19 protein-coding genes and 1 pseudogene are annotated in these 23,468 nt (G+C 66.9%); 10 read left to right on the top strand and 10 right to left on the bottom strand.

Annotated elements, in window-relative coordinates:
- The 4 genes from ACN9MV_RS25965 to secA are packed head-to-tail and all read right to left on the bottom strand — an operon-like array spanning window position 1 to window position 5,372.
- Window positions 1-456, bottom strand: a complete 456-nt coding sequence (locus tag ACN9MV_RS25965) for an NUDIX domain-containing protein (RefSeq protein ID WP_093179193.1) — start codon at window positions 454-456, stop codon at window positions 1-3.
- Entirely contained in the window at window positions 453-1,328 is an 876-nt protein-coding gene (locus ACN9MV_RS25970; RefSeq protein WP_093057437.1) for an ATP-binding protein, read from the bottom strand. The genes ACN9MV_RS25965 and ACN9MV_RS25970 overlap by 4 nt, the downstream gene beginning before the upstream one ends.
- Window positions 1,325-2,554 (bottom strand): bifunctional glutamate N-acetyltransferase/amino-acid acetyltransferase ArgJ, encoded by a 1,230-nt coding sequence (argJ, locus tag ACN9MV_RS25975; RefSeq protein ID WP_426390111.1) that lies wholly within the window; start codon window positions 2,552-2,554, stop codon window positions 1,325-1,327. Before argJ ends, ACN9MV_RS25970 begins: the two co-directional genes overlap by 4 nt.
- 31 nt (window positions 2,555-2,585) lie before the next feature.
- Complete coding sequence (secA, locus tag ACN9MV_RS25980; protein WP_426390112.1) at window positions 2,586-5,372, bottom strand: preprotein translocase subunit SecA; 2,787 nt, start codon at window positions 5,370-5,372, stop codon at window positions 2,586-2,588.
- A gap of 168 nt (window positions 5,373-5,540) precedes the next feature.
- Between secA and ACN9MV_RS25985 the strand changes: the two genes are divergently transcribed.
- From ACN9MV_RS25985 to ACN9MV_RS26000, 4 genes and pseudogenes are all read left to right on the top strand, one after another.
- Window positions 5,541-5,849 carry a hypothetical protein gene (locus tag ACN9MV_RS25985; RefSeq protein WP_093077492.1) on the top strand — a complete coding sequence of 103 codons (309 nt, stop codon included), beginning with the start codon at window positions 5,541-5,543 and terminating at the stop codon, window positions 5,847-5,849.
- A 55-nt stretch (window positions 5,850-5,904) separates the two neighbouring features.
- Complete coding sequence (locus ACN9MV_RS25990; RefSeq protein ID WP_426390114.1) at window positions 5,905-6,891, top strand: ornithine cyclodeaminase family protein; 987 nt, start codon at window positions 5,905-5,907, stop codon at window positions 6,889-6,891.
- Between the two features lie 516 nt (window positions 6,892-7,407).
- Window positions 7,408-8,049 (top strand): annotated as a pseudogene (locus tag ACN9MV_RS25995) (ESPR-type extended signal peptide-containing protein); the annotation flags it as partial.
- 15 nt (window positions 8,050-8,064) lie between these two features.
- A complete protein-coding gene (locus ACN9MV_RS26000) occupies window positions 8,065-9,609 on the top strand; it encodes a YadA family autotransporter adhesin (RefSeq protein ID WP_426393204.1) in 1,545 nt (514 codons plus the stop codon).
- Between the two features lie 56 nt (window positions 9,610-9,665).
- Here ACN9MV_RS26000 and ACN9MV_RS26005 read toward each other — a convergent pair whose 3' ends face one another.
- Entirely contained in the window at window positions 9,666-10,820 is a 1,155-nt protein-coding gene (locus tag ACN9MV_RS26005; RefSeq protein WP_426390115.1) for a threonine synthase, read from the bottom strand.
- A 93-nt stretch (window positions 10,821-10,913) separates the two neighbouring features.
- Here ACN9MV_RS26005 and ACN9MV_RS26010 point away from each other — a divergent pair, with 93 nt between their 5' ends.
- Window positions 10,914-11,540 (top strand): helix-turn-helix transcriptional regulator, encoded by a 627-nt coding sequence (locus tag ACN9MV_RS26010; RefSeq protein WP_093057430.1) that lies wholly within the window; start codon window positions 10,914-10,916, stop codon window positions 11,538-11,540.
- A 21-nt stretch (window positions 11,541-11,561) separates the two neighbouring features.
- Here the strand turns inward: ACN9MV_RS26010 and ACN9MV_RS26015 are convergent, their stop codons facing one another.
- Entirely contained in the window at window positions 11,562-12,545 is a 984-nt protein-coding gene (locus ACN9MV_RS26015) for a Bug family tripartite tricarboxylate transporter substrate binding protein (protein ID WP_426390118.1), read from the bottom strand.
- Between the two features lie 19 nt (window positions 12,546-12,564).
- Entirely contained in the window at window positions 12,565-13,794 is a 1,230-nt protein-coding gene (locus ACN9MV_RS26020) for a threonine synthase (RefSeq protein ID WP_426390120.1), read from the bottom strand.
- 91 nt (window positions 13,795-13,885) lie between these two features.
- Here ACN9MV_RS26020 and ACN9MV_RS26025 point away from each other — a divergent pair, with 91 nt between their 5' ends.
- On the top strand, window positions 13,886-14,806 hold the full coding sequence (locus tag ACN9MV_RS26025; protein WP_093057427.1) for a LysR substrate-binding domain-containing protein: 921 nt from the start codon (window positions 13,886-13,888) through the stop codon (window positions 14,804-14,806).
- Between the two features lie 12 nt (window positions 14,807-14,818).
- Here the strand turns inward: ACN9MV_RS26025 and ACN9MV_RS26030 are convergent, their stop codons facing one another.
- From ACN9MV_RS26030 to ACN9MV_RS26040, 3 genes are all read right to left on the bottom strand, one after another.
- The gene (locus ACN9MV_RS26030) at window positions 14,819-15,487 is read right to left on the bottom strand and encodes a hypothetical protein (RefSeq protein WP_426390122.1); all 669 of its coding nucleotides are present in this window, start codon (window positions 15,485-15,487) and stop codon (window positions 14,819-14,821) included.
- A gap of 146 nt (window positions 15,488-15,633) precedes the next feature.
- The gene (locus ACN9MV_RS26035; RefSeq protein ID WP_093057426.1) at window positions 15,634-16,641 is read right to left on the bottom strand and encodes a response regulator transcription factor; all 1,008 of its coding nucleotides are present in this window, start codon (window positions 16,639-16,641) and stop codon (window positions 15,634-15,636) included.
- A 23-nt stretch (window positions 16,642-16,664) separates the two neighbouring features.
- Window positions 16,665-20,279: a hybrid sensor histidine kinase/response regulator gene (locus tag ACN9MV_RS26040; protein WP_426390123.1), complete on the bottom strand. Its 3,615-nt coding sequence runs from the start codon at window positions 20,277-20,279 to the stop codon at window positions 16,665-16,667.
- A 196-nt stretch (window positions 20,280-20,475) separates the two neighbouring features.
- Between ACN9MV_RS26040 and ACN9MV_RS26045 the strand changes: the two genes are divergently transcribed.
- Genes ACN9MV_RS26045 through ureC form a run of 4 tightly spaced genes read left to right on the top strand, consistent with a single transcriptional unit; the run spans window position 20,476 to window position 23,439 of the window.
- A complete protein-coding gene (locus tag ACN9MV_RS26045; protein WP_093057424.1) occupies window positions 20,476-20,778 on the top strand; it encodes an urease subunit gamma in 303 nt (100 codons plus the stop codon).
- A gap of 25 nt (window positions 20,779-20,803) precedes the next feature.
- Window positions 20,804-21,403, top strand: coding sequence for a HupE/UreJ family protein (locus ACN9MV_RS26050; protein ID WP_093057423.1), 600 nt, complete (start codon window positions 20,804-20,806; stop codon window positions 21,401-21,403).
- An 8-nt stretch (window positions 21,404-21,411) separates the two neighbouring features.
- Window positions 21,412-21,717 carry an urease subunit beta gene (locus ACN9MV_RS26055; protein WP_093057422.1) on the top strand — a complete coding sequence of 102 codons (306 nt, stop codon included), beginning with the start codon at window positions 21,412-21,414 and terminating at the stop codon, window positions 21,715-21,717.
- Between the two features lie 3 nt (window positions 21,718-21,720).
- Entirely contained in the window at window positions 21,721-23,439 is a 1,719-nt protein-coding gene (ureC, locus tag ACN9MV_RS26060) for an urease subunit alpha (RefSeq protein ID WP_093057421.1), read from the top strand.
- Window positions 23,440-23,468 lie beyond the last annotated feature (29 nt).

Below are 23,468 nucleotides of genomic sequence, written 5' to 3' on the forward strand. Positions count from 1 at the left end.
TCAGTTGGCCGGCGCAACAGGCGCGACGACCGGAGGCGGCACGAACGGCAGGCCGCGCTCTTCCGACAGCCATTGCAGCACCGGAAACGCGCCCGGGAGCACCGGCGTCACGTCCAGCGGCAGCTGTTGCCAGGCCATCTGCTGGCCTTCGCGCATCTCGAACTCGCCGCTCCAGGCCGTCACCTTGCACCAGTGCAGGCGCACCAGCGCATGCGGGTAGTCATGCTCCGTGATCTTCCAGACTTCGGCGCCGTCGATGGTGATGCCGAGTTCTTCCTGCAGCTCGCGCCGCAGTGCCTCTTCGACCGTCTCTCCCGCCTCGATCTTGCCGCCGGGAAACTCCCAGAAGCCCGCGTAGGCCTTGCCTTCGGGCCGGCTCGAGAGCAGCAGCGCGTCGTCGGACAGGCGAATCAGCACGCCGACCGCGACTTCCGTGTGCTTGCGAGGCTCGCTCACGCGGCGCTCCGGCCCGCGTAGTCGCGCGCGAACTGGTAGGCCACGCGGCCGCTGCGCGAACCGCGCTCCAGCGCCCACACGAGCGCCTCGGGCCGCGCCGCCGCGATGGCTGCGTCGTCCACGCCGAACGACGAGAGCCACTGGCCCACGATCGTCAGGTATTCGTTCTGGCTGAAGGGATAGAAGCTCACCCAGAGGCCGAAGCGCTCCGACAGCGAGATCTTTTCCTCGATCACCTCGCCGGGATGGACTTCGCCATCGTCAGTGTGCGTGTACGTGAGGTTTTCCTTCATGTACTCGGGCAGCAGGTGGCGCCGGTTGCTGGTCGCGTAGATCAGCACGTTGGGCGTCGAGGCCGCAATCGATCCGTCGAGAATCGACTTCAGCGCCTTGTAGCCCGGCTCGCCTTCGTCGAAGCTCAGGTCGTCGCTGAACACGATGAATTTCTCGGGACGCTGCGACACAACTTCGACGATGTCGGGCAGGTCGACGAGTTCGGCCTTGTCCACTTCGATCAGGCGCAGGCCCTGCGGCGCATAAGCCTGCAGGCAAGCACGGATCAACGACGACTTGCCCGTGCCACGCGCGCCCGTCAGCAGCACGTTGTTGGCCGGCTTGCCTTCGACGAACTGCTGCGTGTTGCGCGCGATCTTTTCCTTCTGGACGTCGATTTCCTTCAGCGAATCGAGCGCCATCGCGGCCACGTGCTTCACTGGCTCAAGCACACCGTGGCCCGAGTTGCGGCGGCGGTAGCGCCAGGCGATGGATGCGTTCCAGTCGGCGGGCGCGGCCAGCGGCTGCGGAAGAATCGATTCGATGCGGGAAATGAGCTGCTCGGCGCGCTCGATCAGCTTCTGGAACTGCTCGTTCATGACCGGTAGTCGGCGTTGATGGTCACATATTCGTGGCTGAAGTCGCAGGTCCACACCGTCTCGCTGGCCGTGCCGCGGCCGAGGCCAATGCGCACCGTGATCTCGCTCTGCTTCATCACGCGCTGGCCGTCTTCTTCACGGTACGACGGGTTGCGTCCGCCCTTGACGGCCACGTGCACGTCGTCGAGGAACAGGTCGATGCCGGTCTGGTCGAGGTCGGCAATGCCCGCATAGCCGACGGCCGCCAGGATGCGGCCCAGATTCGGGTCGCTGGCGTAGAAAGCCGTCTTGACCAGCGGCGAATGCGCCACGGCATACGCCACCTGCTTGCACTCGGCGGCATCGCGGCCGCCTTCGACCTGGATGGTGATGAACTTGGTCGCGCCTTCGCCGTCGCGCACGATGGCCTGCGCCAGTTGGCGGGCCACGTTCTGCATCGCGGCCACAAGCGCCTTGCCGTCGGCCGAATCGAGCGAAGTGATGGTCGCGTGCGACGCCTTCTGCGTGGCGATGACCACGAACGAGTCGTTGGTCGAGGTGTCGCCGTCGATGGTCACGCGGTTGAACGAGGCATCGGCCAGCAGCTTGGCCAGCGGCTGGATCAGCGATGGATCGATCTTCGCGTCGGTGGCCATGAAGCCCAGCATGGTCGCCATGTTCGGGCGGATCATGCCGGCGCCCTTGCTGATGCCGGTGATGGTGACGGTGACGCCGCCGATCTGAACCTGCTGGCTGAAGGCCTTGGGGATCGTGTCAGTGGTCATGATGCCTTCGGCCGCGCGCGCCCAGTGGTTCGCGTCGGCATCGGCCAGCGCGGCCGGCAGGCCCGCTTCGATGCGGTCCACGGGCAGCGGCTCCATGATCACGCCGGTCGAGAACGGCAGGATCTGCTCGGGCGCGATCTCCAGCTTGCGCGCGAGCGCGATGCAGGTGGAGCGCGTGCGCATCAGCCCGTCTTCGCCCGTGCCGGCGTTGGCGTTGCCGGTGTTGATGACCATCGCCCGGATGCCGTAGTTCGCGGCCAGGTTGTCGCGGCAGACCTGCACCGGCGCGGCGCAGAAACGGTTCTGGGTGAACACCCCGCCGACCGCCGAGCCTTCGTCTATCAGCACGACGGTCAGGTCCTTGCGATTGGCCTTGCGCACGCCCGCTTCGGCCACGCCGATGCGAACGCCGGGCACCGCGAACAAGGCGGCGGGATCAGGGGCAGACAGGTTCACGGGCATGGGGTTTCTCTCGGTGAATGTGTTGCGGACTTCAGCTGAGCTTGCCGTGGCACTGCTTGTACTTCTTGCCACTGCCGCAAGGGCACGGATCGTTGCGGCCGACGCGGGCGAAGGCCAGGGCTTCGGCGCTCAGCGTGCCCAGACCGGCGGCCGCCAGGCGGCGCTGGCTTTCCTCGTCGACACGCACCTCGACTTCACCGGTTTCGGTCGGCGCGCTGTAGGTGATGTTGGCGACGTTCTCGCCACGGCTTTCGAGCGCTTCGGCAGCCTCTTCGAGCTGCTCGCCCGACTGCACGCGCACCGTCATCAGCTGGCGCGTGACTTCGTTCTTGACTGAGTCGAGCAACTGGCCGAAGAGTTCGAAGGCTTCGCGCTTGTATTCCTGCTTGGGCTGCTTCTGCGCATAGCCGCGCAGGTGGATGCCCTGGCGCAGGTAGTCGAGCGAGGCCAGGTGTTCGCGCCAGTGGGTGTCGATGCTCTGCAGCAGGACCATGCGCTCGAACTGGGTGAAGTTTTCCTGGCCGATCAGCGCGACCTTGGCATCGAAAGTCTCGTTGGCGTTCTTGAGCACCTTCTCGACGATGTCTTCGTCGGCGATGGCGTCCGAGGCCTCGACTTCCTTCTTGAGCGGCATGTCGATGCCCCACTCGTTGAAGAGGCTCTTCTCGAGGCCGTCGAGGTCCCATTGCTCTTCGACCGATTCGCTCGGGATGTACTGGCGCACGAGGTCGGTGAAGCAGCCTTCGCGCAGCGCCGCGATCTGCGCCGTGAGGTCGCCCGCATCGAGGATGTCATTGCGCTGCTGATAAATCACCTTGCGCTGGTCGTTCGACACGTCGTCGTATTCGAGCAGCTGCTTGCGGATGTCGAAGTTGCGCGCCTCGACCTTGCGCTGCGCGCTCTCGATGCTGCGCGTGACGATGCCGGCTTCGATGGCTTCGCCGTCGGGCATCTTCAGGCGGTCCATGATCGCCTTCACGCGGTCGCCCGCGAAGATGCGCATCAGCGGATCGTCCAGGCTCAGGTAGAAGCGCGACGAACCCGGATCGCCCTGGCGGCCCGAACGGCCGCGCAGTTGGTTGTCGATGCGGCGCGACTCATGGCGTTCGGTCGCGATGATGCGCAGGCCGCCGAGCGACTTCACGAACTCGTGGTCCTTGGCCCATTCGGCGCGCACGTGCTCGATGTCGGCCTTCTTGGTGGCTTCGTCGCGACCTTCGTCGGCCTCGATCGCCTCGATCATCTTCTCGATGTTGCCGCCCAGCACGATGTCGGTGCCGCGGCCGGCCATGTTGGTCGCGATGGTGATCATCTTCGTGCGGCCGGCCTGCGCCACGATGTCGGCTTCGCGTGCGTGCTGCTTGGCATTCAGCACCTGGTGCGGCAGGCCCGCCTGCGTCAGCAGGCCGTCGATGATTTCGGAGTTCTCGATGGACGAGGTGCCCACCAGCACCGGCTGGCCGCGCTCGTAGCACTCGCGGATGTCCTGGATGGCCGCCTCGTACTTCTCGCGCGTCGTCTTGTAGACGCGGTCGAGCTGGTCTTCGCGCTTGCTGATGCGGTTGGGCGGAATAATCGTGGTCTCGAGACCGTAGATTTCCTGGAACTCGTAGGCCTCGGTGTCGGCCGTGCCGGTCATGCCGGCCAGCTTGCCGTACAGGCGGAAGTAGTTCTGGAAGGTGATGGAAGCCAGCGTCTGGTTCTCGGCCTGGATCTCCACGCCTTCCTTGGCCTCCACGGCCTGGTGCAGGCCGTCGCTCCAGCGGCGGCCCGTCATCAGGCGGCCGGTGAATTCGTCGACGATCACCACTTCGCCCTGCTGCACCACGTAGTGCTGGTCGCGGTGATACAGGTGACGTGCACGCAGCGCCGCATTCAGGTGATGCATCAGCGTGATGTTGGCCGGGTCGTAGAGCGAGGCGCCCTCGGGCAGCAGCTTGAACTCGCCCAGGATGCGTTCGGCGTTCTCGTGGCCGTCTTCTGTCAGGAACACCTGGTGCGTCTTCTCGTCGACCGTGAAGTCGCCGGGCACCGTGACGCCCTCGCCCGTGCGCGGATCGGCTTCGCCTTCCTGCTTCTTGAGCAGCGGCACCACCTTGTTGATGGCAAGGTAGAGGTCGGTGTGGTCTTCGGCCTGGCCGCTGATGATCAGCGGGGTGCGGGCCTCGTCGATCAGGATCGAGTCCACTTCGTCGACGATGGCGTAGTTCAGGCCGCGCTGCACCCGGTCGCCGGGCTCGTAGACCATGTTGTCGCGCAGGTAGTCGAAGCCGTACTCGTTGTTCGTGCCGTACGTGATGTCGCTGCGGTAGGCGGCCTGCTTTTCCTCGCGCGGCATCTGCGGCAGGTTGATGCCCACCGAGAGACCGAGGAAGTTGTAGAGGCGGCCCATCCAGGTCGCGTCGCGATTGGCCAGGTAGTCGTTCACCGTGACCACGTGCACGCCCTGGCCGGACAGCGCATTCAGGTACACCGGCAGCGTGGCGGTCAGCGTCTTGCCTTCGCCGGTGCGCATTTCGGAGATCTTGCCGTTGTGCAGCGCCATGCCGCCGAGCAGCTGGACGTCGAAGTGGCGCATCTTCATGACGCGCTTGGAGCCTTCACGCACCGTGGCGAAGGCTTCCGGCAGCAGGTCGTCGAGCGATTCTCCCTTGGCGACGCGTTCTTTGAATTCCTGCGTCTTGGCACGCAGCGCATCGTCGCTGAGCTTCTCGAACTCGGGTTCGAGCGCATTGATGCGTTCCACCGTCTTGCGATACTGCTTGAGGAGCCGGTCGTTGCGACTGCCGAAAATCTGGGTCAGGAAGTTGGTTGCCATGGGTGGAGATGGGCGGGCACCTGATACGGCAGGCACTTCGACCGGATTCCCTAAGATATGGTGAAAGCAGTTGGGCGCGCTTTCAATGAAAGCAAGCAGCCTTTTTCCGGCGCGAACGCCGGCAAACCGGGCATTTTAGCTGTCTTGTTTCTAACCCCTGGATTACGCATGTATCGCCGACTTCCCCCCGCCATTTCACTGCAGCAAGCTGCAGAAGGCGCGCCCACCCTGGGCAGCCTGATGGCGCGCGCACGCGACACCGCGGAGCGGCTCAAGGCCGTGGAAGGGCTGATTCCGCCGGCCATGCGCGGTGCCGTGCAGGCCGGGCCGGCCGAAGGCGACGTGTGGTGCCTGCTGGTCAAGGGCAGCGCCGCGGCCGCCAAGCTGCGCCAGCTGTCGCCGATGCTGGTGACGCGGCTCAAGAACCGGGGATGGGACGTGGCGACGATCCGGATCAAAGTGCATACCGGCCGCTGAGCAGCCAGTCTGCATTGCCTTTGATTTTTCGTCTGAAAGTAGATAATATTTCCAGATGACAGCATCCCCCGCGCCTTCGGACGCCCAACTCCTGCTGCTCGACAAGCACCAGGTCGACGCCCTCCTCTCCCCCGACGACGTTCTTCAGGCCGTGCGCGAAGCCTTCGTGCTGCACAGCGAACGCGAGGGCCGCGTCTTCCCGGTCGTACGAGAGCCGCTGCGCACGGGCGGGGTGTTCGGCATCAAGTCTGGTGACGTGCAGGCCCAAGGCCTGCTTGGCTTCAAGGCCGCGGGCTTCTGGCCGGCCAACCGGCAACGCGGCGGCGAACCCCATCAAGCGACGATCCTGCTGATCGACCCAGCGACGGGCCGGCCGCTGTGCGTCATCGACGGCAACACGGTGACGACAGTGCGCACGGGCGCGGCAGGCGGGCTCGGCCTCCAGCAGCTTGCACGGCCCGACAGCACGCGGCTGTGCGTCTTCGGCACCGGCGTGCAGGCGCGCATCCAGCTCGACTTCGCGCTGCGCCTGGTGCCATCGCTGCGCGAAGTTCTTTATATAAGTACGAACGGCCAGCGCAATGCGGCGTTCGAGGCCCACTTCACCGGCCGCTGCGACATCGCGCCGGCCAACGACCGCAACACCGCTGTTGCCCAAAGCGACATCGTGATCACCGCCACCCCGGGCGGCGGCGCCCTCTTCGACCTCGAAGCAGTGCGGCCCGGCACACACCTGAACTGCGTCGGCGCCGACACCCGCGGCAAACGCGAGCTTCCCGAAGGCCTGTTGCCACGCGTGCGCCTGTTCGTCGACGATCGCACGCAGGCGCAGCAGATCGGCGAAACGCAGTGGTCGCCCGACACGCCATGCGTCGAACTGGGCGACCTGCTGAGCGGCAAGACGGCTGTCGAACGAGCCGCCGACGACATCACCGTCTTCGACATGACAGGCCTCGCGCTGCAGGACCTGACTGTCGCGCGCCTGCTGCATGCGCGTGCGGCTGAAGCGGGAACGGGCACACGCATCGCCTGGCCCTGGTAGCAAGAAACCGGCACGAACTCCGTGAACGTGCCGAGGTGGCTTGTTCGGAGCCACCGCAGTTCCCGAAGCACCACGGTATCGGGGCTCCTGCGCTGAAAGCGTGAACTTTTCGATTCAAAGAAGAAAACGTTTTCAGCGCCGCCGAATGACATTTTTTGCCAATTCTTGTCATTAATCGGCAACGAACAAGAGCGCGCACAACGGCCTTACGCGAATGCCGTTTGGAAAGCGCGAAATTCTTCCCAGTCCGAGATAAAAGCTCGCCCCTCAGCGGGCCGTTGAATCCATTGACGGCGGTCATTAATTGACAGCAAACGTCATTGTCCAACTCGAGCGTCAGTCGATACATTCCGCGGCCTGAGAGGTCCTGGCGGAGTACGGCAGCACGCCTTGCGCCTGGAAGCACGAGGCGCGGGCTCTCCGGAATTCATGCCGCAAATCGCATCGCAATTTCGCGCGCACGCAAATCCGTCTTTGATCTCATGTTTTTAGATTTCTTTTCCCTCATCAATTGTTATGAATAATTTGTATCGTGGTATCTGGAGCGATTCGCCCGGCGCATGGCTAGCAGCCACCGAAATCACCAGGACTCATGGCAAAGGCAGCTTCAGACTGTCGGCAGTAGTTGCCGCAATTCTGGCTGCCGGCCTGCAGATGACGGCATCGGATGCCAGCGCATCCACCTACGCACCGGCCAACTGCAACTCCACAACCACGGCGACCATCGGGCAGGTAGCTGTTAGCGGAACAAACGCTCAACCGGTCGATGGAACCGGGCCATGGTCCAACATCCTTGGCTGCAATACGAGTGGCAACGGTCTGGATGCCGTATCGGTGTTCGGAACCTACTCCCAAGGGGTTGGAAACGGAGCGGCCGTTTTCGGGTTCTCCAGCACAGCCGGCCAGTGGGCCAGCGCGCTTGGCCTCTCGGCAAATGCTTCCGGCACCGGAAGCACCGCGCTTGGCTTTGGCGCACAAGCTCAAAGCCTGAACTCGGTTGCAATCGGCGGAGCCGGTGGCGACGGAAGCACGGCGCTATCGGCCGCCAATTCAACGACCGCTTCAGGCGCCGGGGCCATTGCCATCGGCAGCAACTCGATCAGAGGGGCTCAAGCGACCGCCACGGACAGCATCGCGATTGGCGGGGCCGCTACCGCTGCCGGCCAAGGCAGCATGGCTCTTGGCAATGGGGCTGACGCGAAATACGACAACAGCGTGGCCATCGGAGCGACCAGCAAGACGGCGGATTCGCTCGCCGCATTGCAAGGCGTAGCCGGCTACACACCTTCCCCGGGTGCTGCGATCTCCGCTGCGACGCCGGCTGGTGAAGTGTCTGTCGGGGCCAGCGGCAGCGAACGCAGGCTCACCAACGTCGCCGCAGGCGGCGCTCCGACGGATGCCGTCAATGTCAGCCAGTTGTCGACGGCGACTGCTTCGTTGTCCACCAGCCTGAACACGACGAACAGCAACGTGGCCAGCCTGTCCACCAGTTTGACCGCAACGAACAACTCCGTTGCGAGCCTGTCGACATCGACTTCCACAGGGCTGGGCATCGTTGCCGGCAACATCGACAGCCTGTCTACATCCACCTCGGCTAGGTTGAGCACTGCGACCAGCCGCATCGGCAGTCTCTCGACCGGTGTGGGCAATCTCTCGACGAGCCTGAACACAACCAATGGCAACCTCGGCAGCCTGAGCACGACGGTCAACACGATCAACGACAAGGGCACCAAGTACTTCCACACCAATTCGACGGCTGGCGATTCGGTGGCCAGCGGCCAGAAAGCGGTGGCGATCGGCCCGCTGTCCGTGGCCAGCGGCACCAACTCCTTCGCAGCGGGCAGCGGTGCACAGGCCACGGGTCTGAACGCGATCGCAATCGGCACCGGGGCGCTGGCCACGGGCTCGCAGGCCATCGGCGCCAATGCCCGAGCGGGTGGTGGTGGCGTGGCGCTGGGTGACAACGCGGACGCCGGCGGCACGCCGCTGAGCCAGGCGCCGAACATCTCCAAGGGCACGGTCATCGGCTTCGGCGCCATCGCGCAGCAAAGCGGCGGCGTCGCACTGGGCGCGGGCTCGGTGGCCTCCACCGCGGCGGGCGTGGCCGGCTATGTGCCGGCTGGCGCAGCAGCGCAGCACCGGGTGGCCGTTCAGGCGACCACCAGCACGCAGGCCGCAGCGTCGGTGGGCGACGTGGCCAACGGCCAGTACCGCCAGATCACGGCCGTGGCCGCGGGTACGGCCGACAGCGATGCGACCAACGTCGCACAGCTCAAGGCATCTGCAGCCACCGTGAAGGCCAGCAGCGTGCAGTACGCGACCAACCCGGACGGCTCGGTCAACTACAACCAGATCACGCTGGGCAACGGCCAGGCAACTGGCGGCACGCGCATCGGCAACGTGGCGCCGGGCATCCTGCCGGGCGACGCGGTCAACGTGCAGCAGCTGAATCAGGTGCAGAGCCAGGTCGGCGACGTGGCCCGCATTGCCTACTCGGGCACGGCGATGGCCTTCGCGATGTCGGGCACCTACCTGCCGACGCTGTCTCCCGGCGAGAAGACGGTGGGCGTGGGCCTTGGCAACTACAAGGGCTACAGCGCGGTGGCGCTGACCTTCAAGGCACTGTCCGACGACGGCAAGATGTCCTGGGGTGCAGGCCTGTCGACCACGGGCAAGGAATGGGGCGTCAACGCCGGCGTCGGCTGGAAGTGGAAGTAACAAGCCACTGAATCAGCCAGCAGTACCGGCGCCTGGTTTCGATAGACAGCAGTTCGCTAGGCGACGGCGGCAGCGCCGCCAAACAGCTCGGTCATGAGCTGCGTCGACTTCAGACCGGTGCCGGTCAACAAGGCGACAGTCGTCTCGCCGGCCTTGATGTCGCCGCGCTGCGCCAGCACCTCGATGGCCGCCGCGGCCGAGGCGGAGGTCGGCTCCGCATAGAGCCCGCTTGCTGCCAGCCGGCGCACCGCAGCCGCGATCTGCTCCTCGGTCAACGCAACGGTCTTGCCCTTCGTCTCGCGCAGCGCCTGCAGGATTTCCTGAAGCCGCACGGGCCGCTTGATCGCAGTGCCTTCGGCAATGGTCGGCTGCACGACACGGTCCACCAGCGTGTCGACTCCGGCGGTGAAGCTCGCATCGATCGGCGAGCAGTTCAACGGCTGGGCGACAAAAATGCGCGGCAGCTTGCTGATCTGCCCCGCCGCCAGCAGCTCCTTGAAGCCGATCCAGCACCCGAGCACGTTGCTGCCCGCTCCAGTCGGAATGACGACGTTGTCGGGCGCGACAAAGCCCAGGTCTTCCCACAGCTCATACGCCAGCGTCTTCGTGCCCTGCAGGAAGAACGGATGCCAGTTGTGGCTCGCATAGAAGATCGACTCCGACTGGCGCACCGCCTCGTACTCCGACTCTTCGCGCGGCCCCGGCACCAACTGCACCTCTGCGCCGAAGGCCCGGATCTGCGCCACCTTCGGCGCGGGCGTGTAGCTCGGCGCGAGCACCTTCACGCGCATGCCAGCCGCCGCGCCTGCCGCGGCAATGGCTGCGCCGCCGTTACCCGAGCTGTCTTCCAGCACCGCGTCGACGCCGATCTGGCGCAGGAAGGACATCATCACCGCCGCGCCGCGGTCCTTGAAGCTGCAGGTCGGGTTGAACCACTCGAGCTTGAAGTACGGCTCGAGGCTGCCCCAGCGCTTCTGTACCAGCGGCGTGCAGCCTTCGCCCATGCTCGCGGGCTTGTCGATTGCCACGGGCAGCGCCGCGCGGTAGCGCCACAGCGAGCGGGTGCGCGAATCGATGTCGTCGCGCGAGATGCCGGGCAGCGGCGTGACCATCATCGGATGGCCGTCGTCCGAGCGCCATCGGCGTTCGGACAGGTCGTAGTGCCTGCCGGTGCGTGGGTCGACATAGCGTGCGCGTTCTCTCGCGGTCATTCGAGGCTCCTGGTCAAAATTGGATAATACATCCAACACTGTACTTTTTGTACAAATTGGATTGTTCGTCCAGAGCTGGATACATTCCCCGGCATGAAGAAAAAGTCGAACAAGCAGGTCCTGGAGATGCTGCGCAACATGGCCGAAGGCCTGGGCCAGACCTTTGCGCCCTTCTGCGAAGTCGTGGTGCACGACCTGAGCAATCCGAAGAACGCGATCTACGCCATCGAGAACAGCCTCAGCGGCCGGGAGGTCGGCCAGTCAGTCACGGAGCTGGGTCTCGCGCGCATCCAAGACCCGGAGTTTCCGGCGGTGATCGCGAACTACGCCAACACCTTTCCCGACGGGCGCAAGGTCAAGAGCACATCCATCGGCGTCAAGGACGACAGCGGCGAGTACGTGGCCGCGCTGTGCCTGAACGTCGACCTGACGCTGTTCCAGAGCTTCCAGGCCGCGATCTCGCAGTTCACCAAGATCGACGACAAGGAAGTGCACGAGCACATCGAGGCCGGCGGCAACCACTCGGACCGCATCCACGCGCGCATCGACGATTTCGCGGCCGCGCGCGCGACCACCTCGCGCTCGCTGAAGCCGGCCGACCGCAAGCAGCTGGTGCAGGAACTGAAAAAGGCGGGCCTGCTGGAGGTTCGCCGCGGCGCCGAGATTGCCGCCGCGCACATGGGCGTGTCGCGCGCCACGGTCTACAGCGACGCGAAGTAAGGCCCAACCTGTTCAGCCCGCTTACTGCGGCTGCAGGCCGATCTCGTGCGCGGCCTTCTGCCAGCGCTCGGCCTCCGAGCGCAGGAAGGCTCGCAACTCCGCCGGCGTCGAGCCCTTCATCTGCACGCCCAGCACCGACAGGCGCTCCCTCACCGACGGATGGTCGAGCGCAGCGATGGCCTCGCGGCGCAGCTTCTCGATCACGTCGAGCGGCGTGGTGGCCGGCGCGACCATGGCCCACCACTGATCGATCTCCAGTCCCTTGAGCCCGTTCTCCGCGAGTGCGGGCACGTTCTGCAGGCCGGGGATGTTCGTCACGCGCTGCGTGCTCGTCACCAGCAGCGGGCGGATGCGGTTGGCGCCCAGCAGGCTGGAGCCGCTGGCCAGCGTCGCGAAGTGTCCTGCCACCGTACCCGCCGCCACGTCGGTGAGCGCAGGCGCCGAGCCGCGGTACGGGACCATGTTGAACCTGATCTTCGTGCGGCTCGCCAGCAGTTCGGCGGCAAGGTGGCTCACCGTGCCCGCGCCGCTGTGCGCGATGGCCGGCGGAGCACTCTTTGCAGCCGCGGTCTTCAGGAAGGTTTTGAAGTCCTTGCTGCCGTCGTCCATTCCCGCGAAGAACACCAGCGGCGAGGTGCCGATCATGGTCACGGGCGTGAAGTCGCGCAGCAGGTCGTAGGGTAGCTTCGCCGTCACGGCCGGCGCGATCGCGTGCGGCAGTTCGACGATGGCGATGGTGTAGCCATCGGGCGCGGCCTTGGCCGCCGCGTCGGTGCCGATCATGCCGGCAGCACCGGGCCGGTTGTCCACGATCACCGGGCTGCCGATGGTCTGGCTCATGCGCTGCGCCACGGCGCGAGCAATCGCGTCGGTGCTGCCGCCGGCCGCCCACGGCACGACGAGCTTCACGGGCTTGTCGGGGTAGGCCGCCCACGCCGGTCGAAACGAAGCGAGCAGGGCCGTAGAGCCGGCGGCCAGAAAGGCCCGGCGTTGCATCGTCGGCATGGTGAATTCCTGAAGGAAGTTAGATCGGGCGGTCGGGCCAGCTCGGGTCGCCGGCCGCATTGGCGGTCAGCATCAGCACCACGTGCGCATCGGCCGCAATGGCGTTGCTCTCGCGCAGCTGGCGCAATGCGGCCAGGCCGCCGGCAGCGCAGAGCTCGGCGCTGACGCCGAGCGAGCTGAGCAGCCGCCGCGCGGCGCGCGCTTCGTCGTCGCCCACGACCACCGCGCCGCCGCCCGTGGCGGTCGCGGCCTGCCACTGCAGGTAGGTGACGGTGGCCCCCGCGGTGGAAAACTGCGCGGTGTGGCCCGGGTAGCTGCCGTTGATGGCGCCGCCCGCGAGCACGCGCGTCAGGCGCGGAAACGGCTCCACCAGCCAGAGCCTGGGCAGGCGCCCGATGCGCCCCGCGGCCATGAGGTCGCGAAAGCCCGCGTAGATGCCCCAGGCCAGATCGCCGCGCGCGGTGGGAATCACGATGTGGTCCGGCAAGCCGCCATCGGCCACGCATTCGAGTGCGATCGGCTTGTAGCCCTCGATGGCCAGCGGCGCGCTGCCCAGCGCGGGCAGGCGATAGTTGGTCAGTGCGAAGTAGCCTGGGTGCTGCGAACGCTCGCGCACGAAGGCCCAGCGGCCCGCGTTGTCGGCGAACACATAGCGCCGCGCGCCAAGTGCATCGAGCTGTCGCGCGTAGGTGGCCGGCATGCCTTCGTAGGTTGCGACCTCGCAGCCCAGGCCCGCGGCCCATGCGTAGTGCGCCGCCGACACGGCCGCGTTGCCCGAGGAGGCCAGCACCAGCGTGTGGGCATCGAAGTCGAGCGCCTGCGCCACGCCCACCGCCGTCATGCGGTCCTTGTGCGAGCCGGTGGGGTTGCGCGATTCGTCCTTGAGGGCCAGGCGCGCCACATCGAACTGCTGCGCCAGCTCCGGCATGTCCTCCAGCGGCGTCTGCCCCTCCCCCAGCGCGAAGCCGGAGGTGTAGGGCATGGGCATCGCCTCGGTGCTGTCGGGCAGGTAGCTGGCGCGCAGCGCCACGTGGAAGCCCGTGCGCTTGCATGCGGGGCAGCCGTCGTGCGCCAGCGTGACCGGGTAGAGCGCATCGCATCGCAGGCATTGCAGGCCGCGCAGGTTCGGGTTGCGCACGGGCTTGGGTGCCTGGTCACGCACCAGCCCCTCGGGATTACCCGGAGGATGAGCCAGGGGATCCGGGGGAGGAGCGGCGAACTTGAAGTCCAGAACGGGCAATGTCGTCACGGGGCATGCGTCAGAAGTTGTGACCAAATCTTATGCAATCGGAAATAAAATTATGCAGCCTCAGATACTCAACCGATAACAAGACTTATCGATGCGATTCGGCGAGATCGAAACCTTCCGGGCTCTCATGCGCGGCAGCTCCACCCGCAAGGCCGCTGCATTGCTGCATGTGACGCAGCCCGCCATCAGCCAATCGCTCAAGCGCCTCGAGACGCAAGCGGGGATGCTGCTGTTCCAGCGCACCGGCGGGCGGCTGGTGCCCACGCCCGAGGCACGCGCGCTGTGGGTCGAGGTGGAGCGGGTGTTCATCGGCATGGACGCCATCGAGCACCGCGTGCGCAGCCTGCGCGACTTCGGCGTCAGCCAGCTGGAGCTGAGCAGCTTTCCCGCCTACGGCCTGGGCTTCATGCCGCGCGCATTGGCACGGCTGAAGGCGCACCGCGGCGCGAGCCCCTGGCCGCAGGTGTCGCTGCAGGTGCTGAGCTCCAAGGACGTGCGCGACCGCGTGGCTATGGGCATCTCCGACTTCGGGCTGATGGCCGACGAGCTTTCGCTCGAAGGCATCGACCACTCCACCTTCTCGCGCTTTCCCGGCGTGGTGGTGATGCCGGCAGGCCACGCGCTGGCCCGCTTCAAGACCATCAAGCCGGAGCAACTGGCCGAAGCGCCCTTTCTCTCGCTCAACCCCGAAGACCCTTCGCACCAGCGGCTCGAAGCCGCATTGGCCCCGCACGGCGTGGCGCTGCGGGTGCTGGTGCAGACGCCCTATGCGGCCAGCGTGTGCGAGATGGCGTTGCGCGGCCTGGGCGTGGGGCTGGTCAACCCGATCACCGCGCTCGACTACGCGGAGCGCGGGCTGGTTGTGCGCAAATTCTCGGTCGACGTGTACTTCACCTGCCTGCTGGCGCTGCCGGCAGGCAAGGTGCTCTCGGCCACGGCGAGGGACTTCATTTCGCTGATGCGCCAGCAGCTGGCCGAGGACGAGAAGCGGATACAGCGCTACCTGCGCTGATCCCCCCACGGTTCACTTCCAGGTGAACTCGTGGTTCAGCCCGATCACGAAGCCGCGCACGCCCTGCGGCCCGGTGCGCGATGTGCTCACGTCCACGCTGATCAGCGGCGTGATGCTGAAGCGCCCGCCGATGCGCGAGGTCCACAGGCCCGCCGCCCGGTTGCGCTCCGCGATGAGCGATACGGTGTCGTTCAGCGCCCATTCGACGCCAATGCCGCCGCGCGGCGTGCGCGCACCGGTTCCGTTGGCCCAGTCGGCACCTGCGTTGGCGTGGATCTGCAGACTCTCGAGTGGCCGCCACGTCAGGGGCACCACGAACTGCCCGCCCGCGCGGCCGCCGCGCTTCAGGTCGAACACCGCGCCCATCGACACTGCGGCGCTGAACGGCGCGTCGGCCGCCTGTCCGTAGAAATTCCACTTGAGCTGCGGTCCGCCGGTGACCGAATGAACGCCGCTCACCGAGGTGCGGTCGAAGTTCAGGCCCAGCTCGACCGGCCCGACGCGGCAGGCGGGCCCGAAATGAAACCCCATGACAGGCTCCACGCCCGTGCGGCCCCACCATGTCTCGTACTGGCATTGGCCCGGGTCGAGCGTGCTCGCGTCGTCCACGTCGAAATGCCCTGCGGCGTGTGCGCCCGGGCTCGCGGCCAGGTTCGCGAACAGGCAGGAAGCAGCAAGCATCCAGCCGCTGCTTGGCGGTCGGGTTGTCGTTCTGTCGTGCCTGTTGTTCTTCATCGTGCGCGTCCCGGAGCCCTCGAACCATTCTAGGGACGCCGAAAGTAGTCGCCATGACGCAGGCGGCGCCGGCCTCAATCAACCGGCCTTCTTCAGATCTCGAACTGGGGCTGCAGCTCGCGGATGCGCTTGATGGCCACGCCGGCCGCGGCCGTGCGCGTCTCCACGCCGAGCTTCACGTACACCCGCTCCAGGTGCTTCTTGGCGGTGGCCGGGCTGCTGCCCAGGATCTCGCCGATGTCTTTGTTGGTCTTGCCCTTGACCACCCAGTAGAGCACTTCGGCCTCGCGCGCCGTGAGCTTCAGGCTCAGGCTCATGGCTTCGATGACGGCGGTGTCGGACACCTCGCGCATGATGATCATCCACTCGTCGCCGTCGTCGTCACTGCTGGTCTGCTGGTGCAGCCTCAGCGTGAGGCTGCTCGCGCCCTGCACGATGGACAGCGCCGGCGGTTCGATGCCGCGCTGGCGCGCATCGGGCGTGTGGCTGCGCAGCCATTCGAGCACGGCGGGCGGCGTCTCGGGCGCGCGCGTGTCGCAGTAGCGCTGCAGCAGGTCGCGCGCCAGCGCGGTCTGCCAGATCAGCCGGCCTTCGGGCAGGCGCACGGTGATGCTCGCGTAGCCGAAGGCATCGAGCGCATTGCGCGCCTGACCGGCCTGCCGCGCGTCCTGCCGTGCGCGGCGCGCGCCCTGCAGGTGCACGTTCATGCGCGCCAGCACTTCCTTCGGCTTGATGGGCTTGGTGACGTAGTCGACGCCGCCGGCTTCGAGCGCGGCCACAAGGTGCTCGGTCTCGGTGAGTCCCGTCATGAACACGATGGGAATGTGCGCCGTCGCCGCATCGGCCTTGAGCCGGCGCGCGACCTCGAAGCCGTCGATGCCCGGCATCATCGCGTCGAGCAGCACGATGTCGGGCCGGGCCTGCGCAGCGCGCTGCAGCGCCTGCTCGCCATTGGTGGCAATGAGCACGGTGTAGCCCGACTCGTCGAGCGCGTCGTGCAGCACCGCGAGGTTGTCGGGCACGTCGTCGACGATCAGCACGAGGTCGCTGTTGGCGCCCTGCTGCTCGCGCAGGGTCTTGGCGAGCGGTGATGTTTCCATGGCGGGAGGTGGCGTCGTCGAAGTCATGCGGCGCTTTCGACGGCTTCGGCCAGTGCACGGCTCATGGCCTCGAACTGGAACTGGCGGGCCAGCACGCGCTGGGCTTCGGTCCACGACGCGCACTCGGGCTGCGCGGCGTCGATGTCGTCGAGCTGGTTCATGATGCCGCGAAAGTAGCCCAGGCTCACGGCCTCGTCGAGCGCACGCAGGCGGGCCAGCGAAGGCGCCTGCATCACGCGCGGCGCCACGGCGGCAACCGGCTTCGCGGCGGCATCGGTCCATTGCAGCCCGAGCCGGCGTTCGAGCCAGTCGAGCAGCTCGGTGTGGCGCACGGGCTTGACGAAGAAATCTTCCGGCGCAATGCCCACGTCGTTGTCGAGCCCCTTGTCGAAGGCGTTGGCCGAGACGATGGCCACCGAGGCCTCGGTCAGCCCCAGCTTGCGCGCGCGGCGAATGGTCTCCCAGCCGTCGATGCCGGGCATCGCGAGGTCGACGAACATCGCGTCGGGCCTATAGCCGGCCGCGATGAGGTCGAGCGCATCGTGCCCGCTGGCCGCGCTGCGCAGCTCGAAGCCCAGCGGCGCGAGCACATGGCCCAGCAGGTCGCGGTCGGCCTCCTCGTTGTCGACCACCAGCAGGCGGCGACGCGGACCTTCGTAGCCGCGCCGCGCGCGCTGCACCGGCATCGGGCGGCCGGTGCCGGCCACCGTGTCATGCACGCGCGGCAGGAACAGGCGCACACAGAAGAGCGAGCCCTCGCCCGGCGTGCTCTGCACCTTCATCTCGCCGCCCATCAGGTCGGTGAGCATCTTGGCGATGGTGAGCCCCAACCCCGCGCCCGGTGCGGCCGACATGCCTGCCGCATTGCCGCGCGCAAAGGGTTCGAAGATGCGCTCGATGTCCTCGGCCGGCATACCAGGGCCGGTGTCCTCGATCTCGATGGATGCGAACTCCCGCGCATAGGCCAGCCGCAGCGTGACCTGCCCCGCCGCCGTGAACTTGATCGCATTGCCCAGCAGGTTGATGAGGATCTGCAGCACGCGCTTTTCATCCGCACGCACCACCTCGGGCAGCGGCCCCGCCGCCTCGAAGCGGAACTGCAGCCCCTTCTCCGCAGCCTGCAGCTCGAACATGTCGGCCAGCTCCCGCAGCGTGTCGGCAAAGCGCATCGGCCGCGCATGCAGCGTGAGCTTGCCGGCCTCGATGTGCGCGATGGCCAGCGTGCCTTCGATGAGCGACAGCAGATGCTCCCCGCCGCGCTTGATGACCGCCACCGCCTGCTGGCGGTGCGGCGGCACCGAGTGGTCTTCGCCCATCAGCTGTGCATAGCCCAGGATGCTGTTGAGCGGCGTGCGCAGCTCGTGGCTGATGGCGCTGATGTAGCGGCTCTTGGCCTGGTTGGCCTGGTCGGCAGCCTGCTTGGCCAGCTCGGCCGCGAGCTTGGCCTGCTCCGCGATCTCGCGGGCTTCGTCGGCCGCCTGCTTGGCGGCCTGCAGGGCGCGGTCGGTCTCGCGGTGCAGCTCTATTTCGCGCACCAGCAGATGAGTCTGGCGGTTCGATTCTTCCTGCGCCACCTTGCGGCTCTGGTGCGCCAGCACCAGCCACCACGCGACGATGCCCGCGATGACCAGCAGCGCCATGTACGCCTTGAGGAAGCCCGAGCGCAGCGACAGCTTCTGCACGCCGGCCAGCGCCGCGGCCACGTCGGCCTCCGACGCCAGCTCCAGTGCGCCTTCGCCGAAGGCACGCAGCTCCTGCTGGTAGAGCACGCCGAACACGACGGCCAGCAGCGGCACGATGACGAGCATCAGCAGCAGGAAGTGCCCGAGCCCCGTGTCGAGGTAGCGCCAGCTGCGGCGCGGCAGCAGCCAGCGCAGCACCGTCGACCATTGCGAAGACAGGCTCGCATGCGGCTTGCACAAATCGCCGCAGCGCGCGTCGAGCGTGCAGCACAGCGAGCAGATCGCACCCTGGTACGCCGGGCAGTGCGCCATGTCCGGCCCCTCGTACTCGCGCTCGCAGATCACGCAGTGCTGCACCTTCAGGCGCTGGTAGCTGCCCGTTTCGACCTTCGCCCAGCGCACCGCGCGCGGGCCCTCGGCGGGCGCGAAGGCCACCGCGCCATGCGCCTCGTCGGTGCCGCGCGCAAGGTAGTACTTGCCGCCCGTCGCCCAGGCCAGCAGCGGCGATGCCACCAGCGCCGTGCCCAGTGCGATCAGCGCCGAGAAGGCCTGCGCCAGCGGCCCGAACACGCCCAGGTGCGCGGTGATCGACAGCACCGACGCAAGCGCCATCGCGCCCACGCCCACCGGGTTGATGTCCCACAGGTGCGCGCGCTTGAACTCGATGCCCGGCGGCGACAGCCCCAGCGGCTTGTTGATGACGAGGTCGGCCACCACGGCCATCATCCAGGCAATGGCGATGTTGGCGAACAGGCCGAGCACGTCGCCCAGCGCCTCGAACACGTTCATCTCCATCAGCATGAAGGCGATGAGCGCGTTGAACACCACCCACACCACGCGCCCCGGGTGGCTGTGTGCCACGCGCGAGAAGAAATTGCTCCAGGCCAGCGAGCCCGCATAAGCGTTGGTCACGTTGATCTTGAGCTGCGAGATCACCACGAACAGCGCCGTGGCCGCCACCGCCCAGCCGTAGTTCGGAAATACGTACTCGTAGGCCGCGAGGTACATCTGGTTCGGATCGACCGCACGGTCGGCCGGCACCATGTGCGTGATCGCCAGGTAGGCCAGCAGCGCCCCGCCCAGCATCTTGAGCACCCCCAGCACCACCCAGCCCGGGCCGCCGGCCAGCACCCCGGCCCACCAGCGGCGCGCCGTGGTCGCGGTTCGCGCGGGCATGAAGCGCAGGTAGTCGGCCTGCTCACCCATCTGCGTAATGAGCGCGATGCCGACCGTGAGGGCAGCGCCAAACAGGTGCAGATCGAAGCCCTTGGTGCCGGATCGAACCCCGTTGTAGTGCACGATGCCTGCAAACGCACCAGGATCGCGCACCAGCACGTAGGCAAAAGGCACCACCAGCATCAGCAGCCACAGCGGCTGCGTCCACAACTGCAGCCGGCTGATGGCCGACACCCCGTGCGTGACCAGCGGAATCACCACCAGCGCACACACCAGGTAGCCCCAGACCGGCGGGATGCCCAGCGCCAGCTCCAGCGCGTAGGCCATCACAGCCGCCTCGAGCGCGAAGAAGATGAAAGTGAAGCTCGCGTAGATCAGCGAGGTGAGCGTGGAGCCGATGTAGCCGAAGCCCGCGCCGCGCGTGAGCAGGTCCATGTCGACGCCGTAGCGCGCCGCGTACACGCTGATCGGCACGCCCGCCAGGAAGATGATGAGCCCCGTCGCCAGGATCGCCCAGAAGGCGTTGGCAAAGCCGTACTGCACCAGCAGCGTGGCGCCCACCGCCTCCAGGATCAGGAACGACGCCGCCCCGAAGGCCGTGTTGGCCACCCGCCATTCGGACCACTTGCGAAAGCGCTGCGGCGTGTAGCGCAGCGCGTAGTCTTCCAGCGTCTCGCTGGCCACCCAGCTGTTGTAGTCGCGCCGCACCTTGACGATGCGCTGCGGCGCGTCGTCGGGGGTGGTGGGTACGGCGTCGGGGCTCACACCGTTTCGGTGCATCTTTCGTGCCTGAATCGTTGCTCGCCCCCAGGCTACGCGCACTTCGTGTCGCTTCGCCAACCCCCTACCGGGGGCGGGCCGGCCGCTTCGGGCGGCCGTGCGCGGCGGCCCCCTGGGACGTTCAACGGCACGACTGTTGCAAAGAAGCCGGCTTGCCCATAATGGCCGCCACTCTCTGCCACCCGATGCCGACCCCATGGAACTGACTCCGCGCGAAAAAGACAAGCTGCTGATCTTCACCGCGGCGCTGCTCGCCGAACGCCGCAAGGCCCGCGGCCTGAAGCTCAACTACCCCGAAGCCATCGCCCTGATTTCGGCCGCCGTGATGGAAGGCGCCCGCGACGGCAAGAGCGTCGCCGAGCTCATGAGCGACGGGCGCGCCGTGCTCACCCGCGCCGACGTGATGGACGGCATCGCCGAGATGATTCCGGACATCCAGATCGAAGCCACCTTCCCCGACGGCACCAAGCTGGTCACCGTGCACCAGCCCATCGTCTGAAATTCAAAGAACAAAAGGACTTTCCATGCGCCACAACGCCTCCAGAACCCTCGCCTTGCTCGCCCTCCTGCTGCCACTCGCAGCCAGCGCCCACACCGGCGTCGACGGCGGCCTGCACCACGGCTTCACCACCGGCTTCCTGCATCCGCTGACCGGCGCCGACCACTTGGCCGCGATGGTTGCGGTCGGCTTCTGGAGCGCACTGGCCGCGCGCCGTGCCTGGCCCGATCTGCTCTGGGCGCCCCTCGCCTTCGCCGGCATGCTGCTGGTGGGCGCGCTGATGGGTCTGGCCGGCGTGCAGCTGCCGGCGGTCGAGCCGATGATCGCGGCCTCGCTGCTGGTGCTGGGCCTGCTGGTCGTTACGCGCGTGCATCTGCCGGCGGTGGTGGCCATGGCGGTGGTCGGCGTGTTCGCGGTGTTCCACGGCGTGGCCCACGGCTACGAACTGGCCAGCGAACAAGGCGCGGCCCTCACGCTGGCCGGCATGGTCTGCGCCACGGTGCTGCTGCACGCCGCCGGCATCGCAATGGGCTGGGCGCTGCGCCACGCCAACGCATGGCTGCCGCGCGTGGCCGGCGCCGCGGTGCTCGGCCTGGGCGCGACGCTGCTGGCCCAAGCCATCTGAGGCCGGCCATGATTCCCGGCGAACTCTTCACCGACGACGGCGAGCACGCGCTCAACCCCGGCCGCCGCACCCTCACGCTGGTGGTGCAGAACACCGCCGACCGGCCGATCCAGGTCGGCTCGCACTATCACTTCGCAGAGACCAACGGCGCGCTCGGCTTCGACCGCGAGGCCGCGCGTGGCATGCGGCTGAACATTGCCTCGGGCGCAGCAGTGCGCTTCGAGCCGGGCCAGCAGCGCACGGTCGAGCTGGTCGATTTTTCCGGCGATCGCATCGTCTACGGCTTTCGCGGCCTCGTTCAAGGGAAGCTCTGAAACATGGCCACCATCGGGCGACGCGCCTATGCAGAAATCTTCGGCCCCACCGTGGGTGACCGCGTCCGTCTTGCGGACACCGAACTGCTGATCGAGGTTGAAGCCGACTACACCCTGCGAGCCGGCGGCTACGGCGAAGAGGTGAAGTTCGGCGGCGGCAAGACCATCCGCGACGGCATGGCGCAATCGCAGCGCACCCGCGCACAAGGCGCCGTCGACACCGTGCTGACGAACGCGCTCATCCTCGACCACTGGGGCATCGTCAAGGCCGACATCGGCCTGAAGGACGGCCGCATCGCCGCCATCGGCAAGGCCGGCAACCCTGACGTGCAGCCGGGCGTCGACATCGTCATCGGCCCCGGCACCGAGATCATCAGCTGCGAGGGCAACATCGTCACCGCCGGCGGCATCGACAGCCACATCCACTTCATCTGCCCGCAGCAGATCGAAGAGGCGCTGTCTTCCGGCGTGACCACCATGCTCGGCGGCGGCACCGGTCCCGCCACCGGCACCTTCGCCACCACCGCAACGCCCGGCCCCTGGCACATCGAGCGCATGCTGCAGGCGGCCGACGCGTTTCCGATGAACCTGGGCTTTCTCGGCAAGGGCAACGCCAGCCTGCCGCACGCGCTGCACGAGCAGATCGAAGCCGGCGTCATCGGCCTGAAGCTGCACGAAGACTGGGGTACCACGCCCGCAGCCATCAGCAACTGCCTGGACGTGGCCGACGCCACCGACACGCAGGTGGCCATCCACAGCGACACGCTCAACGAATCGGGCTTCGTCGAGAACACGATTGCGGCCGTGGGCGGCCGCGCCATCTGCGCCTTTCATACCGAAGGCGCGGGCGGCGGCCATGCGCCCGACATCCTGCGCGTGGTGGGCGAGGCCAACTTTCTGCCCTCCTCCACCAACCCCACGATGCCCTACACCGTGAACACGCTCGACGAACACGTCGACATGCTCATGGTGTGCCACCACCTGGACGCCGGCATCGCAGAAGACCTGGCCTTCGCCGAGTCGCGCATCCGCAAGGAAACCATTGCCGCCGAAGACGTGCTGCACGACCTGGGCGCCATCAGCATGTTCAGCTCCGACAGCCAGGCCATGGGCCGCGTCGGCGAAGTCATCATCCGCACCTGGCAGACCGCGCACAAGATGAAGCTGCAGCGCGGCAAACTGCCCGAAGACAACGAGCGCAACGACAACTTCCGAGCCAAGCGCTTCGTCGCCAAGTACACGATCAACCCTGCCATTGCGCACGGCATCGCGCACGAAGTGGGTTCGCTCGAAGTCGGCAAGTGGGCCGACATCGTGATCTGGAAGCCGGCCTTCTTCGGCGTGAAGCCGTTCACCATCCTGAAGGGCGGCACGATTGCGATGGCAGCGATGGGCGACCCGAATGCGTCGATCCCGACGCCGCAGCCGGTGCACTTCCGCCCGATGTTCGGCGCGTACGGCGGCTCGCTGGCGAAGAGCTCGCTGACCTTCGTCTCACAGGCCGGGCTGGCATCGGGCATCAAGGAGCGCTACGGCCTAAGCAAGCACCTGAGCGCTGTAAAGAACATCCGCCACGTGCGCAAGAAGGACCTGATTCACAACGGCTATGCGCCAAAGATGGAGATCGACGCGCAGACCTACGCAGTGCGCGCCGACGGGCATCTGCTGACCTGCGAGCCGGCGAAGCTGCTGCCAATGGCGCAGCGGTATTTCCTGTTCTGAAGCCGGGGTATGCGCCTGCTTGACAGGCT

The sequence above is a fragment of the Variovorax sp. R-27 genome (assembly GCF_049913215.1).
In the GTDB taxonomy this organism is placed as follows: Bacteria; Pseudomonadota; Gammaproteobacteria; order Burkholderiales; family Burkholderiaceae_C; genus Variovorax.

What these genes read in the sequence shown, in the direction of transcription:
- ACN9MV_RS25970 (WP_093057437.1), bottom strand. Translation starts at nt 1,328, where the DNA reads ATGAACGAGCAGTTCCAGAAGCTGATCGAGCGCGCCGAGCAGCTCATT.
- argJ (WP_426390111.1), bottom strand. Translation starts at nt 2,554, where the DNA reads ATGCCCGTGAACCTGTCTGCCCCTGATCCCGCCGCCTTGTTCGCGGTG.
- secA (WP_426390112.1), bottom strand. Translation starts at nt 5,372, where the DNA reads ATGGCAACCAACTTCCTGACCCAGATTTTCGGCAGTCGCAACGACCGG.
- ACN9MV_RS25985 (WP_093077492.1), top strand. Translation starts at nt 5,541, where the DNA reads ATGTATCGCCGACTTCCCCCCGCCATTTCACTGCAGCAAGCTGCAGAA.
- ACN9MV_RS25990 (WP_426390114.1), top strand. Translation starts at nt 5,905, where the DNA reads ATGACAGCATCCCCCGCGCCTTCGGACGCCCAACTCCTGCTGCTCGAC.
- ACN9MV_RS26000 (WP_426393204.1), top strand. Translation starts at nt 8,065, where the DNA reads ATGGCTCTTGGCAATGGGGCTGACGCGAAATACGACAACAGCGTGGCC.
- ACN9MV_RS26005 (WP_426390115.1), bottom strand. Translation starts at nt 10,820, where the DNA reads ATGACCGCGAGAGAACGCGCACGCTATGTCGACCCACGCACCGGCAGG.
- ACN9MV_RS26010 (WP_093057430.1), top strand. Translation starts at nt 10,914, where the DNA reads ATGAAGAAAAAGTCGAACAAGCAGGTCCTGGAGATGCTGCGCAACATG.
- ACN9MV_RS26015 (WP_426390118.1), bottom strand. Translation starts at nt 12,545, where the DNA reads ATGCCGACGATGCAACGCCGGGCCTTTCTGGCCGCCGGCTCTACGGCC.
- ACN9MV_RS26025 (WP_093057427.1), top strand. Translation starts at nt 13,886, where the DNA reads ATGCGATTCGGCGAGATCGAAACCTTCCGGGCTCTCATGCGCGGCAGC.
- ACN9MV_RS26030 (WP_426390122.1), bottom strand. Translation starts at nt 15,487, where the DNA reads ATGCTTGCTGCTTCCTGCCTGTTCGCGAACCTGGCCGCGAGCCCGGGC.
- ACN9MV_RS26035 (WP_093057426.1), bottom strand. Translation starts at nt 16,641, where the DNA reads ATGGAAACATCACCGCTCGCCAAGACCCTGCGCGAGCAGCAGGGCGCC.
- ACN9MV_RS26040 (WP_426390123.1), bottom strand. Translation starts at nt 20,279, where the DNA reads ATGCACCGAAACGGTGTGAGCCCCGACGCCGTACCCACCACCCCCGAC.
- ACN9MV_RS26045 (WP_093057424.1), top strand. Translation starts at nt 20,476, where the DNA reads ATGGAACTGACTCCGCGCGAAAAAGACAAGCTGCTGATCTTCACCGCG.
- ACN9MV_RS26050 (WP_093057423.1), top strand. Translation starts at nt 20,804, where the DNA reads ATGCGCCACAACGCCTCCAGAACCCTCGCCTTGCTCGCCCTCCTGCTG.
- ACN9MV_RS26055 (WP_093057422.1), top strand. Translation starts at nt 21,412, where the DNA reads ATGATTCCCGGCGAACTCTTCACCGACGACGGCGAGCACGCGCTCAAC.
- ureC (WP_093057421.1), top strand. Translation starts at nt 21,721, where the DNA reads ATGGCCACCATCGGGCGACGCGCCTATGCAGAAATCTTCGGCCCCACC.